General features: G+C 50.1%; 10 protein-coding genes and 1 pseudogene. All 11 read left to right on the top strand.

Going from position 1 to position 15,053, the window contains the following annotated elements; translation table 11 throughout:
• Nucleotides 1-46 precede the first annotated feature (46 nt).
• The 11 genes and pseudogenes from ASG81_RS11590 (at nt 47) to ASG81_RS11535 (ending at nt 15,044) form a co-directional block, all read left to right on the top strand.
• On the top strand, nt 47-457 hold the full coding sequence (locus tag ASG81_RS11590) for an FIVAR domain-containing protein (RefSeq protein ID WP_056633706.1): 411 nt from the start codon (nt 47-49) through the stop codon (nt 455-457).
• Nucleotides 458-555: 98 nt separating this feature from the next.
• Nucleotides 556-1,131, top strand: a pseudogene (locus tag ASG81_RS11585) (chitinase N-terminal domain-containing protein); the annotation flags it as partial.
• Between the two features lie 494 nt (nt 1,132-1,625).
• Complete coding sequence (locus ASG81_RS11580) at nt 1,626-3,758, top strand: RICIN domain-containing protein (RefSeq protein WP_056633701.1); 2,133 nt, start codon at nt 1,626-1,628, stop codon at nt 3,756-3,758.
• Between the two features lie 273 nt (nt 3,759-4,031).
• Nucleotides 4,032-5,879 carry a glycoside hydrolase family 97 protein gene (locus ASG81_RS11575; protein ID WP_056633698.1) on the top strand — a complete coding sequence of 616 codons (1,848 nt, stop codon included), beginning with the start codon at nt 4,032-4,034 and terminating at the stop codon, nt 5,877-5,879.
• A gap of 75 nt (nt 5,880-5,954) precedes the next feature.
• Entirely contained in the window at nt 5,955-7,394 is a 1,440-nt protein-coding gene (locus tag ASG81_RS11570) for a glycosyl hydrolase family 28 protein (protein WP_056633695.1), read from the top strand.
• Nucleotides 7,395-7,770: 376 nt separating this feature from the next.
• On the top strand, nt 7,771-8,577 hold the full coding sequence (locus ASG81_RS11560; RefSeq protein ID WP_056633689.1) for a (2Fe-2S)-binding protein: 807 nt from the start codon (nt 7,771-7,773) through the stop codon (nt 8,575-8,577).
• A 98-nt stretch (nt 8,578-8,675) separates the two neighbouring features.
• Nucleotides 8,676-9,092, top strand: a complete 417-nt coding sequence (locus ASG81_RS11555) for a helix-turn-helix transcriptional regulator (protein ID WP_056633686.1) — start codon at nt 8,676-8,678, stop codon at nt 9,090-9,092.
• 144 nt (nt 9,093-9,236) lie between these two features.
• Complete coding sequence (gene sbnA, locus ASG81_RS11550) at nt 9,237-10,238, top strand: 2,3-diaminopropionate biosynthesis protein SbnA (protein ID WP_056633684.1); 1,002 nt, start codon at nt 9,237-9,239, stop codon at nt 10,236-10,238.
• A 33-nt stretch (nt 10,239-10,271) separates the two neighbouring features.
• On the top strand, nt 10,272-11,351 hold the full coding sequence (gene sbnB, locus ASG81_RS11545; protein ID WP_235548832.1) for a 2,3-diaminopropionate biosynthesis protein SbnB: 1,080 nt from the start codon (nt 10,272-10,274) through the stop codon (nt 11,349-11,351).
• 52 nt (nt 11,352-11,403) lie between these two features.
• On the top strand, nt 11,404-13,212 hold the full coding sequence (locus ASG81_RS11540; protein ID WP_056633680.1) for an IucA/IucC family protein: 1,809 nt from the start codon (nt 11,404-11,406) through the stop codon (nt 13,210-13,212).
• The gene (locus ASG81_RS11535; RefSeq protein WP_056633677.1) at nt 13,209-15,044 is read left to right on the top strand and encodes an IucA/IucC family protein; all 1,836 of its coding nucleotides are present in this window, start codon (nt 13,209-13,211) and stop codon (nt 15,042-15,044) included. Before ASG81_RS11540 ends, ASG81_RS11535 begins: the two co-directional genes overlap by 4 nt.
• Nucleotides 15,045-15,053 lie beyond the last annotated feature (9 nt).

The raw sequence follows: 15,053 nt of genomic DNA, 5'->3' as shown, positions 1-15,053 counted from the left end.
CACGCCGAATGGTTTTGCAAACGTCGGGGAGTTGCAATTCCTCTTTGTGGATCGTACGTTGCTTGCGCTCTTGCTGAACCAAGCGGATCAGGTCGTTGCCGACCACTATACGGCTGAAAGCGTTACAGCGCTTCAGGTTGAAGTATCGGCTGCACAATCTGTGAATAACAATACCGGGGCATCGCAGGGCGAGGTCGATGCGGCAGCTCAGAAGCTGCGTGAAGCGCTGGAAGGTCTGAAGATCAAGATCACGGCTTCGCTCGATCCTTCCGCACCGAACGGCCTGAACGGCTGGTATACAGCTCCCGTGACGGTGACGTTATCGGCCTACGGGAATGTGCAGTACAGCCTGGACGGCGGTAGCAGCTGGAGCAGCTGGAAACGGCTGAAGCGAGAGCGGCAGAAAGAAAAGGCACGGAAGCCCGCAAACTGCTGCAAGCGTATTTCACGGAAGTGAACAAGCAAAGCGGTAACGTGTTCACGGCCGAGCAAGCGGCAGTGCTTGTCCGCTGGGCACAGTGGCTGCACGATGTAACGCCGTTAGCATCGGGAGCACCGGGTAAACCGGTCCTTTCCGACAACAACGGACATGACACGGGACTGAAGGACGGCAGCTATACCGTCACCATGAACCTGTGGTGGGGGAACAACGGTACCGAATTCAAGCTGTACAAGAACGGCAAGCTGATCTCTGCGCAGAAGCTGACGGACAACTCGCCGGAGGCCCAAACCGTGAAAATCGATATCACGGATAAAGCGAACGGTACGTATACGTACACCTGTGAACTGACGAACGTCTTCGGCACGACAGCATGCGACCCGCTTATCGTAAAAGTCACCGACGCTTCGCCGGGCAAACTGGTATTGTCCCATAACAACTGGGACGGCGACGGGAATTACGATGTTACGATGAACATGTGGTGGGGAACGAACGGTTCCGAGTACCGCCTGTACGAGAACGGCGTATTGATTGACACGAAGACGCTGAGCGTGGCAACGCCGAAAGCCCAGCAGGCGGTAACGAATATATCCGGCAGGGCTCCGGGCGTATACGAGTACCGCGCTGTACTGGTCAATGCGGCAGGCGAGACGTCCAGCGAGACGATCACCATTACCGTCAAGCAGCAATAAACCGGACAAACCGGTACGTTTGGCCAAGTCGCTGAATTATTAGGCATCAAAGCACGGAGTAAAGGGGAGGCCGAATGGAGAGCACGAGTCGGTCTTCCCCTTTAGTTTGTTATTTCGTTTGCAATCCTGCTCATGATTTAGGCCGTCCCTTTAGGCGTAACGGTCAACCGAAAAATGTAAGCGTTGCCACAACGGCGCGCGGGGGAATCTTGTACACGCAAGCCGATTTTGACTTGCCCAGCAAAAGGTCGCAATGGGCGCGAGAGGATTAAGATTTTTCCCGCATATAAGATGAATTTTCAATTAACGATAATGTTGTAAGCGATTACAACATGTTGAAGAGCGAAAGCACTTCAATCCAACGATAGCTATATATTTGTACGAGATTTCAAAAATGCGTTTGAAAGGGGGGATGCGATAGAGGAAGCGCTTGTAAACGGGCTGCGGAGATAAAACAGGCCACAGTGAGCAGTTAAAAAAAGGAGGTTAATGACATGTATCTCTTCAAGAAGAACAGTTTTCCCCACAGGATTGTTTCCGGCATTCTTTGTTTGGTGTTGGCGATGACGACCTTTCTCACGATCGGCAGCCAAACGGCAAAAGCGGCGATTTCGCCGCTGATTACTTCTTATAAGCCGCAGGTAGTAAGTACGTCTGCAAATTTGTCGTATATCAATTCCTCAGGGAACACGGTAATGGGAACCATTCACCATCCTGGCATTGCGATGAGACAGGCGGATCTGGACAACATGCGCGATCACGTAAGAGCGGGGGATGAGCCTTGGAATACGGCGTTTAATGCCTTTGCCGCCGACTCCCAATCCAGTAAAACGCCAAGAATCTATTATGAAGATGTTTATATATTCCGGCACATTCAAGGGCCTTGGGGGTTTACCGACCCCGAGACGGGTGTCTATTACAGTAATCCCAGCGAATATGTAGGAGCGCGTGCCAATACCGATTCCGAAACCGCTTTCATGCAGGCGGTTATGTGGTATATTACCGGAGATGAAACGTATCGCACCAATGCCATGAAAATCATCAGGAGTTATTCTGCCGCAGTAGATTGCGTTACCCATACGAACTTCCGTTTAGCTACGATGAGTTATCTTCTCTCGGCGGCGGCGGAAATCCTGCGCTATTCCGATACGCCTACGGCGAGTCTGAAATGGACGGGTGCGGATACAGCGAATCTTACCCATCTCATGGACATCGTTTCCGTCACTTATAACGCTCATAGCTTTTTTATGAATCAGCATCAGTTTACGGTGATGGGAACGATGGGAAGAGCTATCTTCACCAATAATCTCCAGCTTTACGATGAGGCTGTAGAAGCTGCAACCGTAAATGCCGCAGGCGATCAAGGGGGAAGAAACGGTTCCATTAAGCATCAGATGCGGTGGATGACGACAAATGAGCGAACAGGAGCGGCATTGGACCCGGCGGACTACCATGTGCAGGCTATCGAAATGGGGCGCGATGTGGGGCATTCTTACGGTAATGTTGCCGGACTGTCTACATTGGTGCGGACCATCTATGCCCAAGGTACGAAGGTTGACCCGGGCACCGGGGCGAGGTCTGCGGCTTCCAATGCAGTGAATGTATTCAACTTCCTAGAAGACCGGCTGCTGGCAGGAACCACTTATCTGCTCAAGTATCATCTGGGTTACGATGTGTTATGGACGCCTGCGCGGGCAAACCAAAGCAGTACGATTCAATATTATGATACGATCAACGCAGACGGCAGAGGCAGAATCGATGCGTTCTACAGTGTTTTATATAACTATTACAAATATATCGAAAATCAAGATATGACTGGGGAGAAGTACAAATATTTGGCCTATGCCTACGAAACGAGAATGCCTGAGGTTGCGTTTAAGGATTATCCGCTTTTCATGCTGCTATACACGCCCGATGCGGCCAAGACGGTTGGCCTCAGCAACAAGATCACGTTAGGCTCGATTACGGGATTGACGGCAACGGCAGCGGGTGCGAATACGATCTACTTAAGCTGGTCGGATGTGCCGAATGCGCTGGGGTATAACATCTACCGCTCCACAGATCCGAATGGCACCTTTACAAAGATTAGCAGCGCCCCCAATGCAGCGACATTATATCGCGATACAAACTTGACCCCTGATTCGAGCTACTATTATCAGGTAGAAGTAGCCGGAGGATCAAAATCCGCTGCCGTATCTGCAACTACAGGAGGAACTTTGGGGACTGCTTCGGTCAGATTCAAAAACGCCGCCACCGGCTTGTACACCGATGGGATGGGCCGCACGGTGAACGGCTCCGCTGCCGGACAATGGAGTTCCGGCACCAGCAATAATCAGCGGTGGATTGAAGAAATTAGCGGGAGCTATGTGCGATTTAAGAATGTCGCAACCGGACTTTACCTGGACGGTATGGGCCTCACGACCAACGGCTCCAATGTCGGGCAATGGAGCTCAAGCACCAGCAATAATCAGCAATGGTCCGTCTCGATCGACGGCAACAATGTGCGGCTCCAAAACCGCGCAACGGGGTTATATCTGGACGGGATGGGCCGTACGACCAACGGGTCTGACCTGGGCCTATGGGGAGGAGGCAGCAGCGCCAACCAAAGATGGCAGATTGTAAACTGAGTATACTGAATATACTGAATACTTGAGTATATGCCGCTCATATCCGTCGGGTGTGAGCGGTTTTTTGATGTTACACGCTAACGGGCACAAGATTCTAAAGAAATCAAAATAAAGTAAATGATTTTGAAATTGATGAAATGAGCATGATTTGCTAGTCTAAGCTAGATTCAGAACCTTTGGGCTAATCCGATCTGCTCGAAACGGATATCTTCATTCGCTGCCCTGAAAGAAGATCGTCCTGGATCGCAATATATATTTTGAGGTGAAAGTACGATGGTAGAAGCATCATATGGAGAGAATAGTATTTGCTTGAGTTTAGATGATAGCGGAAAAATATGGTACACCGTTAAGCGTAATGGGGCTGAGGTTGTTCTTCCTTCCAGGCTTGGTCTGCACCTTGCCGATTCCCATCCATTATGTGACAGGTTTACGATAACAAAAGTAACCAAAAGAAATGTGGCAGGTACATGGAAACCGATATACGGAGAACGGGCTGAGATTGACGATAGTTTCGAAGAGGCAACGGTTTGCGTGGAAGATGATCTGGGACGAAGAATGGAAATCCGGTTGCGTGCCTATATTGAAGGTACTGCATTGCAATACGTTATACCGGAGCAGGAAAAATTAAAAAGTTTTACCATTATCCAAGAAGATACAAGCTTTGCATTTCCAGAAGGAAGTCTTGCATGGGAAGAGCATGGAGTAGAAGGGGAATACACTGTAAAACGAGTCGGTGATGTGAGCGGCTATTGTGAACGTCCATTTGCCGTGCAAGTACCGGAAGGCGGATATGTTCTTATTCATGAAGCAGGGCTGACAGATTACGCAAGAATGTTGATTGTAAAGGATCAAGAAGCCGAAAACACATTAAAAGTACATTTGTCAGGACATTTGTGCGGACTATATAGGCAAGATGATTATGTAGGATACGGTTTTACTTTAAACGAAGATGAAGATGACAGTATATCTTCTTATGTGGAAGGAACTACCCCTTTTGCAACACCATGGCGTACTTTCATCCTTGCAGACCATGCAGCGGAATTGCTATGCCGGAGCGATATGGCACTTAACCTAAGTGAGGCTTGTAATGCTGATGATTTTACATATGTAAAGCCCGGAAAAGCACTTAGGGATATGCTGCTGTCTACCCGAAGTGCGTTTGCCTGTATCGATTTTTGTGCAGACCATGGGTTCCAATACATTCTTTTTGATGGAGGCTGGTATGGATCGCTTGATTCGGAAAATAAAGCAATTGATCCAAGAAGGGAAGATCCCGACCGGGACCTGGATTTAAGGAGAGTCATTTCATATGGGAAAGAAAAAGGGATAGGCGTATTCCTCTATATTGATAGAACTGCTGCGGAACCGTATTTGGATGAATCATTGCCTATTTGGAAGGATTGGGGAATATCAGGTATTAAATTGGGTTTTGTGAAAGTAGGACCTCAAGAGTGGACACGTTGGGTGGTAAATGCAGTAAAAAAGTGTCATGAATATGGATTGATGGTAAATATACATGATGCCTACCGTCCGACAGGCCTTTCACGTACCTATCCTAATGTACTTACACAGGAGGGTATTCGGGGAAACGAGCATTTTCCCACGGCTAAACATAACACAACATTACCTTTTGTACGTTTTCAGGCAGGCGCCGGTGATTATACGCTTTGCTATTTTGATAAACGGTTGAAGGTAACACATGCTCATATGCTGGCAATGGGCGTTATTGTTTATAGTCCAATGCAGATGATGTTCTGGTATGATAAGCCGTCGGATTGGAATGGTGAGGAGGAAATTGAATTCTTGGAGCGACTACCGGTAACTTGGGACGAGTCAATCGGAATATCGGGTGAGATCGGAGAGTATGCAATTATTGCAAGACGCAAGGACAGCAAGTGGTTTATTGGATGCATTAATAATGAGAACGTCCGTACTGTGAAAATTCCGCTGCATTTTCTGGATGCCGGGAATAAATATGCTGCACAGATTTATGAGGACGTACCGGAACTTGAAACTCGCACAGAGGTGGGTATTCGGTCTGTCGAGGTTACCAACGGTTCCGTACTTGAGTTTCATTTGGAAAGCTCGGGAGGATCAGCTATTTATTTAGAACCTATGTAATGTAAAGCTCTTACTGCTGGTATTGGAAAAATTTGATACGGCGGCTATTAAACTAAATCGGTTGGAGGTACCAATATGTCAAATGAAACAAAACTGATTACGTATCCGGGTCCCGCGGGGGTAGCGGAAAATCACGATTTCACGGTCAGGGCAAGACCGGCGGGCGGCGAATGGGAGCAGCTCTTCGTCTATGATGTCAAAGTAGACATGCATCAGGTCCGGCATGCCTCTATGGCGATGTTTGATTGCTCGGGCCCGATTGAGATTGAGGTTACAAAGAACGAGGGGACCGTAAACGAATGCGTCATTCGTCCGTTGTCGCGCGGCGTTTCTTTCGCGCTTAACGGCAATACGATCACGTTTGCCATTGACGGCCCGCAAAAGCTGTCGGTGGAAGTGAATGGGGATAGATTCCATAATTTGCATCTGTTCGCCAATCCGCTCGAGCAGGATGCGCCGTCCCCTGACGAGCCGGGCATCGCGTACGTCAAGCCGGGTATCCACCGGACCGAGGATCTTCTGGCGCTGCTGACGGCTGCGGGAACAGACGGCTGCGAGACGCATACGCTCTATTTTGGGCCGGGCATGCATCATTTGGAGGAAGTGATTCTGCGAATCCCGTCGGGGAAGACGGTTTACATCGCCGGGGGAGCGGCGGTCGCGGGCTCGATGGTATGCGACTCCGTCAGCGATGTCACGGTCCGCGGCAGAGGAGTTCTTTACTTGACCGAATTCGGGCGATTTTCCGCATTCCGCGGGGTACGCATCATCTTCTCCAAGCGGATTCGCGTCGAGGGAATTGCCCTTATCGATCCGCCGCATTACAGCATCTATATCGGCAAGTCCGAGCAGATCCGGATCGCGAACTTCAAAGCGTTCAGCACGAAGGGCTGGTCGGACGGGATCGATATGATGGCCAGCTCAGATATCGAGATCGAGGATGTGTTTATGCGCAATTCCGACGATTGCATCGCGGTTTACGCCAGCCGTTGGGATTATCAGGGGGACACGCGGAATGTCGCCGTCCGAAATTCCGTCTTATGGGCGGACGTGGCTCATCCGATGAATCTCGGCGGGCATGGCAATCACCATAAAGGGGACGTCATCGAGAACGTCCTGTTCGAAAATATCGATGTGCTGGAGCATCATGAGCCGCAGCCCGACTATCGGGGCTGTATGTCGATTAACTGCGGCGATAACAATACGGTCCGAAATGTGACCTACCGGAACATCCGGGTTGAACCGTTCGAGTTAGGACGTCTGTTCGATATCCGCGTGCTCTTCAACCCGAAGTACAATCCGGTACCGGGCAAACGAATCGAACAAATCCGCTACGAGAATATTTCCTTTTTCGGGGACTGCAGCAATCCATCGCGAATCGGTGGGTACGATGCGGACAGGACGGTCGAGCATATCGTATTCAAGAATGTCACAATCAACGGGAAGCCGGTGACGGACGCCGAATCGGGCAATATCCAGGTGCTTCCGTTTGCTAATGACATCCGTTTTGAATAACGCATAAGGCTGCAACCTTCAGCGGAAGCGGCAAGTTCGGTATTGTCCCAAAAGCGGCAAGCTCTCCTTTAGTCAGACAGGTTAAATAACAAAACCTGCAACCTAAAGGAGAGCTTTTTTCTAACGATTCGAGTTCATATTCACCCCCAAGCATGGTTCATGGCTGAACCATCATTGAAGTGTTCTTTGCCATGATGTTCAAGCAGGTACTTCGATATATTCGTGTTCAATCCAAGGAAGAATTGAAACGATCGTTCTACTAGTATCTTTTTTCTGTTCAAATTCCACTTTATAACAAGCTTCGTTTGACATTCATTTTGAGAACGATTATCATATTCAGCAGATAGATTCATTAACCCTTTAGGAGACATAGCATATGGTTCCCTTCGATTTACCTTTATTTCAAAATCGATTCAATATTTCACTTGAAGCATGTACGAACAAGGAAGCAATAGCTTTGGATTCTGAAGAACAATTTGTTTATTTGCTGAAACGTTTCGGTGAAAATTTGAATACATCGAATAGCAGAGTCATCGGTTCTCTATTTATTAAACGTTACGGCTCATTAATTGCTGGGGGATTGTATTTATGGACGCACCATCAAATCGGCATCGATATGTCGGTGGAAAAGGTGAAAATAACGGTAAACGGCAGCGGATTAAACTTTCATATCGCAGATTCGGTTGAATTTAATCCATTGAAATCTGTCCATGACCCGAAACGGAAAAATGATTTGTATATTGGACATTTACTTTCGGAAAACGTCCATCCCGTGTTTACTAAAACCGTGTATCATACCGGAATTCGAGAATCAAACTTGTGGGCTACCTTCTCCTATCTGCTTGCATATTGGAAGAAGGAATGGATCAAAGAGGCTGAATCAAGCGAAAATCGCAGCAACATTGAGAATGTTTTCCGCGCCATGACAGAGCCTTATCAATCAGATTGGTTTCCCGGAAAAGCGTACAATCCTATAATTACCCGCTTTCGGAGCGTAGATGATCCGCTGCATGAGGGACAGCAAATTTTGCTTCGGGCAAAATGCTGTTTAAATTACCGTCTGCCCGGTGAGGACCGTTATTGTTATACATGCCCTCTCATATCGGATGAGAAACGCGTTGAAAAATATTTGGCGGCCCACGAAGGAGAACATAAACCACTATCGGCACAAGGGAAACCATAAGGTGCATGAAAGAAAAGAGAAGCAACTTGAACGGAAAAGTCGCTTCTCTTTTTCATTTCGTCTAGGAATGATTTTTAATGGAATATCGGGAGGGTGCTATGTCTGTGACAAAAATTAGACTAACGATCGACTCTAGCGTAATGGATGAGACGGGTCGCGCCAAGCTGGCCGGTCTGCATCTCGACGTTGTGGAGCAGGTGATGCGGCTTGGCATCTCTGAATATGTGAAAGTGACTCTTGAGTGTAATGGCGCTTGTCAGGAAAAGAATCCGGCAGAGGAGCCACTTCTAGGTCATGATGCGGCACTTCCGGCGCCGCTCAGCAACAGGCAGCAGCAAATCGCGGTCATGCTCTGCGGGCATTATTCAATAAAGCGGATTGCCGGAGAGCTTTACGTTTCCGAAAACACGGTTAAAAAGCATATTCAAAACATGAAAAAGGCGCTCGAGATTGAAAAATCAGGCGCGGATTTTATTTATGTATTAAAACAAATGCTGCAAATAGGGGGGAAGTAGTGAAGAACATACTCTAATCGGATAGTAGAGATTATCCGATCGAATCATTTACCAAGGGTCGTACATCATGCTAATCTGAATATAGATAAAATGATAATGATTATCAATATCATAATTTATGGTCAGTAAGGGAGGATGGAAATCATGGTTTTGGTGCTGAAAAAAAAGGAAGAGCTGACAGCTATTAAAAACTCGGTGGCCGAATGTGTTGGCAATACCCCCATGGTCCGTTTAAGCCGGATGTTCCCGCAGACGCATGTCGAAGTTATTGCGAAATTAGAGTATATGAACCCCGGAGGCAGCATGAAAGACCGCCCCGCCCGATTCATCATCGAAGAGGGATTAAAAAGCGGAGCCATCCATACGGGCACGCATATTATTGAAAGCACCTCGGGCAATTTGGGCGTAGCTCTAGCAATGATGGCGCGCATATACGGACTGACCGTCACCTGTGTGGTCGATCCGAAAATCGCCAAGACCAACCTGAGCATTTTAAAGCAAATGGGCGCCAATATCGCGATGGTCGAGGAACGTGACGATCAAGGCGGATATTTGCAGACGAGAATACGCCGGGTACAACAGCTGCTGCAATCTGATCCGAACGGTTACTGGATTAATCAGTATGCCAACGATAACAACTGGCGCGCACATTTTGAAGGGGCTGGCTCGGAAATAGCGGAATCGCTCGAATATGCGGATATATTTGTGGCGGGCGTCAGCACGTCAGGGAGCATCATGGGAACTAGCAGGAGGATGCGTCAAAAATTTCCTCAGCTCCGGGTCGTTGCCGTTGACGCGGTCGGCTCGATTATTTTCGGAAGTCCGGCAGGACCGCGGGAACTACCGGGAATAGGGGCAAGCCGCGTACCGGAGTTGTTGAACAGAGCGGAAATTGACGACGTCATCCATGTGGGCGACCGGGATTCGGCCAGAGGCTGCCGTGAGCTTCTACTGAGCGAAGGTATCTTTGCGGGCGGTTCTACCGGCTCGGTCGTTGCGGCGATACAGCAATTGATTATGACGCTTGAGCCGGTAGCGGAAAGGCCGATTCGTATCGTTGCCCTGTTTCCCGACCGCGGAGACCGCTATTTGGATCTCGTTTACAATGACGAATGGGTGGAAGGGCTGCCGGAGTCGTCCTTATAAAAAGCATTGCAATTAAGAGAGGAGCATACATAAATGAGCATGAAAGCAGCAGGCGGAACTGCACAAACGATATCGCCTGAACAGACAAGATCCAACAACGGTAAAGCGCCAACGCTGCTTTATTTAGACAGAGAAACGATCGCCTCGCTGGGAGGAGAAAGATCTGATCTTTATGTGGAGGCGATCGAGCAGGCGCTGACACTGCATGCGAGGGGAGAGTACGTCCAGCCGCTTAAACCTTACTTGCGTACCGACAGCAAAGACGGACATATCGCTGACCGTATCATCGCCATGCCCGCGCATATCGGGGGGGACACTCCTATGTCGGGTATCAAATGGATCGGAAGCAAGCACGACAACCCGCAAAGAAAAGGACTCGAGAGGGCGAGCGGCATTATCGCGCTTAACGATCCGCAAAGCAATTATCCGGTCGCCATTTTGGAGGCGGGACTCATCAGCAGCATGCGTACGGCTGCGGTAACCGCAGTCGCGGCAAGGCATCTCGCACGCAAAAACTTCCGCCGCGTGTCCTGCATCGGCTGCGGCCTCATTGCAAGCGCACAGCTTCGAACTCTTTTGGAACAGTTTGCGCATATTGAAGAGCTTCATCTTTATGACGTGAATGCGGCAGCAGCGGAAAGGCTGAGAGACGAGCTTGCATCGCGGTATATGAATATTAAAATCCATATCGAGCAGTCGGCTGAAAACGCAGTCCGGCAAGGCGAAGTCGTCGTGACATGCACGGTGACAGATACCCCGTACATTCCGTATGAATGGCTGCAGAAGGGGGTTTTTGTCAGCAATACATCCATTATGGACGTACAAAAGGATGTATTTCTAAAGGCGGATAAAGTGGTTGTGGACGACTGGGATCAATCGAACCGCGAGAAAAAAATGATCAACCAGCTGGTGCTGGAAGGCAGCTTCTCCCGTGAGAGTCTGTATGCGGAGCTCGGGGAAATCGTGATTGGTCAAAAAGCCGGCCGGGAATCGGATGAAGAGATTATTATTTTGAATCCGATGGGGATGGCCATTGAGGATATTTCATGCGCACGCCATATTTATCTCAAGGCATTGGAAGAGAAAGCGGGCGTAAGCCTGAAGCTTTATTAACAGATCGGCAGAGAGCCGGTCGCCTCAAATTCGATAGAAGGGAGAAACCAATTTGCAAGGACATCCATTATTACCAGCCGTCGATCCGATTAGCAGACGATTGGCCGAGAACGCTTCGATTCGCGGGCTGCTCAACAGCTTTCTCCGGGAAATTGGCGCATTCGACATGAGATGCGAAAGGGCGGAGTCCGGTTTATTTCCGCCGGACGAACAAGGAGAGCCGTTCACGGTAGAGCTTCCGCACAGCAAAAAACGGATTGCCGGACAACTCGTCTATTATTCGGAGACCGGTCAGCATCAGTATGGCAGCTCTTTTTATATGGCCAACTGCGGCGGCGTATTGTCACCGGTTGAACCGGATCGTTTAATCGGCGCGATTGTTGAGGAAGTCAGCTTATACGATGAGGATATGAAACGGAGTGAAAGACTGTCGGAACTACGCGGGCAAATCGAGAACAGCATGCGGAAAATGCGGTTTTATATCGCCGGCGCTCTTGAACGCAGGGAGAGCGGCAAGTCTGATCGGCTGGATTACGTCGGTTCCGAGCAGACGCTGCTTGCGGGCCATCCGTTCCATCCGACTCCGAAGAGCTCGGAAGGTTTCACAGACGAGGAGCTTCCGGTCTATGCTCCGGAATTCCGGGCGGCCTTTACGCTGCACTATTTCGCCGCATCCGCCGGGCTGGTCGAAGAAGAACGGCTTGACGGTTTCGAGGACGCGATCTCTCCTGCCGTGATCGTTCAGGCAGAACGGCTCCTTGGAGAGAGATTACCGCTCTATCGGCTCATTCCGCTCCATCCGTGGCAAGCGCAATATGTAAAGCGCGATGAGGCGGTACGGCAGATGCTGCTGGACAAAACGCTCATCGATCTCGGACCGCTCGGTTCTCCCGTATACCCGACCTCTTCCGTTCGCACCGTGTGGGATCCGGAGTGGGGATACTTTTTCAAGCTCCCGCTGCATGTCAGAATTACGAACTTTATTCGTGAAAATACGGTCGAACAAGTGAGCCGCACGATAGACGCAGCCAAAATTTTGAAAAGTCTTGGCGTCTTTAACAGTAGAGGCAGCTTTCAAATTTTGCCGGAAACCGGGTATCGGACCATCCGATGCGATGCTGCCGCCGGAAGCCCGGGCATATGTGAACGGCTCGCGGCGAGTTTCGCGGTCGTATTCCGCAAGGCTGACCAGCTTGCCGGGAACGAAAGCCGGCACAGCTTTGTCGTAGCGTCGCTGCTCGAGAGTTTTCCCGGGGAGCGTGAACCGAAGCTGATTCAAGCTATCAGGCAGTCGCATGATGGAAGTATACCCGATCCGAAAGAATGGCTGGCCGCTTATTTGCGAATTTCGATGCTGCCGCTTTTGAAATTGTTGGCGGATACAGGAGTCAGCCTTGAAGCGCATGTCCAAAATTCCCTCGTTGCTATTGAGAATGGCATGCCGAGCCGGTTTTACGTTAGAGATTTGGAAGGGATCAGTGTCGACCGCGGCCGTGCGGAGCATGCCGGCTGGGTTCAGACGCTCGTTTCCGCAGACAGCCCGGTGCTGTATCCCGCAGAAGAAGCATGGTTTCGTCTGAAATACTACTTCTTCGTCAATCATTTGGGCGCATTGGTCCATACCTTGGCTTGGCATCACCGCATAGGGGAGAAACAGCTGTGGGCCGTTGTCCGCCGTCTCCTTGAGGATGAACAAAACGAATCAAGCTGCTCTAGGCTTCGCGATTATATTGGGGATTTGCTTACGAATGCGAAGCTTCCCGCGAAAGCCAATTTAATTAGCCGTTTTCAACAACGGGGGGAATCGCCGCTTTATGTGGACATTCCCAATCCGATTTCCCACTGTAAGGAGGAGCTATGAATCAATCAAACCTGTTAGAAAAACCGGATGCCGGAAAAGGCGCCGAATGGACCAATATCATTAAGCCGGAATATATGGATGGTGTTGAAAAACGAATTATCAGCCAATTACTCGAAACGCTGTTATATGAACGGATCATCCCGTTCGAGCGCGAGAGCTTGCAAGGCGGGGAGGAGCGGTTTATCGTTCCGGTGCAGACGACGGATGGCGGCACCGCAGCTTATGTTTGTATCGGACGGATTAAGCAAAGCTTCGGCCGTATTCGAATCCGTCAAAATCCCGTAAAACGGATTGAACCCGGCGGAGTAACGACGGAAGCGCGTCTCACGGAGTTTGTAACCGAGGTGCTTGGAAATGCCGGATGCGAGGAGCGTCTCCCCGTGTTTTACGACGAGCTTATTCAGACGCTGCTAAAAGACACTCAGGCGCATGCGCAGAGGCCGTCCGTACCGCTTTCCGAAACGGAAAGGTCGTATGACGCTTTGGAAGCGAATGTGCTGGATGGCCATCCCTATCATCCTTGCTATAAGTCGAGGATCGGTTTCAACCTTGCCGATAATGCCGTATACGGACCGGAATTTAAACAGGAAGTGAAGCCTTTATGGCTGGCGGTTTCTGAGGACGATTGCCGTCTGTCGCATTCCCGTTCGATCGACTACGACGCATTCATTCGGAGGGAGCTGGGCGACGAGACGCTTGCGCGCTTTCAGGAAAAGATCAAAGCAGCAGGAGGAGAAACGGAAGCATTCAGGCTGGTCGCGGTTCATCCGTGGCAGTGGAGAGAGATTGTCGGCGCGGCATTTTACCGTAATATCGCTGAAGGCCGCATCATTGCGCTCGGCGAAGGCGGGGATTCGTACCTGCCGCAGCAATCGATTCGCACGCTTTCGAACGCAGCGTCTCCGGACAAATCGTATTTGAAGCTGCCGCTCAGCATTACGAATACGTCAACCGGCCGGATACTGGCCCGCCATACGATTTTGAATGCCCCGCTTATTTCCGACTGGCTTCACGGACTAATTGAGGGCGATCCGGTTGCGAAGAAGACCAGCGTTGTTCTTCTTCGCGAAGTGGCAGGAGCGGCGTTCGACCATGAAACGCTGCCGGAGCTTGCGCAGGCGAAAGCGTACGGCACGCTTGGCGCTATTTGGAGGGAAAGCCTGCACGGTTATTTGTCCAAGGGGGAAGAAGCGGCTCCGTTCAATGGGCTTTGTCATGTCGAAGCGTCCGGCCGTCCGCTTATCGCCCCGTGGATCGAGCGGTATGGCATTCTCGAATGGACGGAGGCGCTCATCAGGTGTTCCGTAGTTCCGCTCATTCATATGCTTTATGCGCATGGGGTAGCGCTGGAATCACACGCGCAAAATATGATTTTGATTCATAAGGACGGTAAGCCGGAACGTGTGGCGCTCAAAGATTTTCATGACGGAATTCGTTTCTCGCGCCGCCATCTGGCCGATCCGGGCGCCTGCCCGACGCTGCATCCGGTACCGGCTCACCATCCGAAAATAAACCGGAATTCGTTTATTGAAACGGATGATCCGGCAGTTGTTCGCGATTTTGTCCACGATGCGTTCTTTTTCATTAATCTTGCTGAACTGTGCATGTTTCTGGAGGAGCGTTTCGGCCAAGAAGAGTTAGTATTTTGGCGGATTGTGGCGGAGGTCATTCGCGAATATGAGCGGGAGCATCCGCAGCACCGCGAACGGTTTGAACAGTTCGATCTGTTTGCGGATACGATTCAGGTTGAGCAGTTGACGAAACGGCGTCTATTCGGCGATGCGGAGTTACGCGTGCATGACGTCCCCAACCCTCTCAGCCGTTTCCGTTAAGAAAGGGGG

It is taken from the genome of Paenibacillus sp. Soil522 (genome assembly GCF_001428245.1).
Classification (GTDB): Bacteria; Bacillota; Bacilli; order Paenibacillales; family Paenibacillaceae; genus Pristimantibacillus.
The sequence above is the reverse complement of the archived record's forward strand: the minus strand, read 5'-3'. Positions and strand labels throughout refer to the sequence as shown.

Bases quoted from the DNA above. Each gene is read 5' to 3' on its own strand.
- ASG81_RS11580 (WP_056633701.1), top strand. From the start codon at position 1,626: ATGTATCTCTTCAAGAAGAACAGTTTTCCCCACAGGATTGTTTCCGGC.
- ASG81_RS11575 (WP_056633698.1), top strand. From the start codon at position 4,032: ATGGTAGAAGCATCATATGGAGAGAATAGTATTTGCTTGAGTTTAGAT.
- ASG81_RS11570 (WP_056633695.1), top strand. From the start codon at position 5,955: ATGTCAAATGAAACAAAACTGATTACGTATCCGGGTCCCGCGGGGGTA.
- ASG81_RS11560 (WP_056633689.1), top strand. From the start codon at position 7,771: ATGGTTCCCTTCGATTTACCTTTATTTCAAAATCGATTCAATATTTCA.
- ASG81_RS11555 (WP_056633686.1), top strand. From the start codon at position 8,676: ATGTCTGTGACAAAAATTAGACTAACGATCGACTCTAGCGTAATGGAT.
- sbnA (WP_056633684.1), top strand. From the start codon at position 9,237: ATGGTTTTGGTGCTGAAAAAAAAGGAAGAGCTGACAGCTATTAAAAAC.
- sbnB (WP_235548832.1), top strand. From the start codon at position 10,272: ATGAGCATGAAAGCAGCAGGCGGAACTGCACAAACGATATCGCCTGAA.
- ASG81_RS11535 (WP_056633677.1), top strand. From the start codon at position 13,209: ATGAATCAATCAAACCTGTTAGAAAAACCGGATGCCGGAAAAGGCGCC.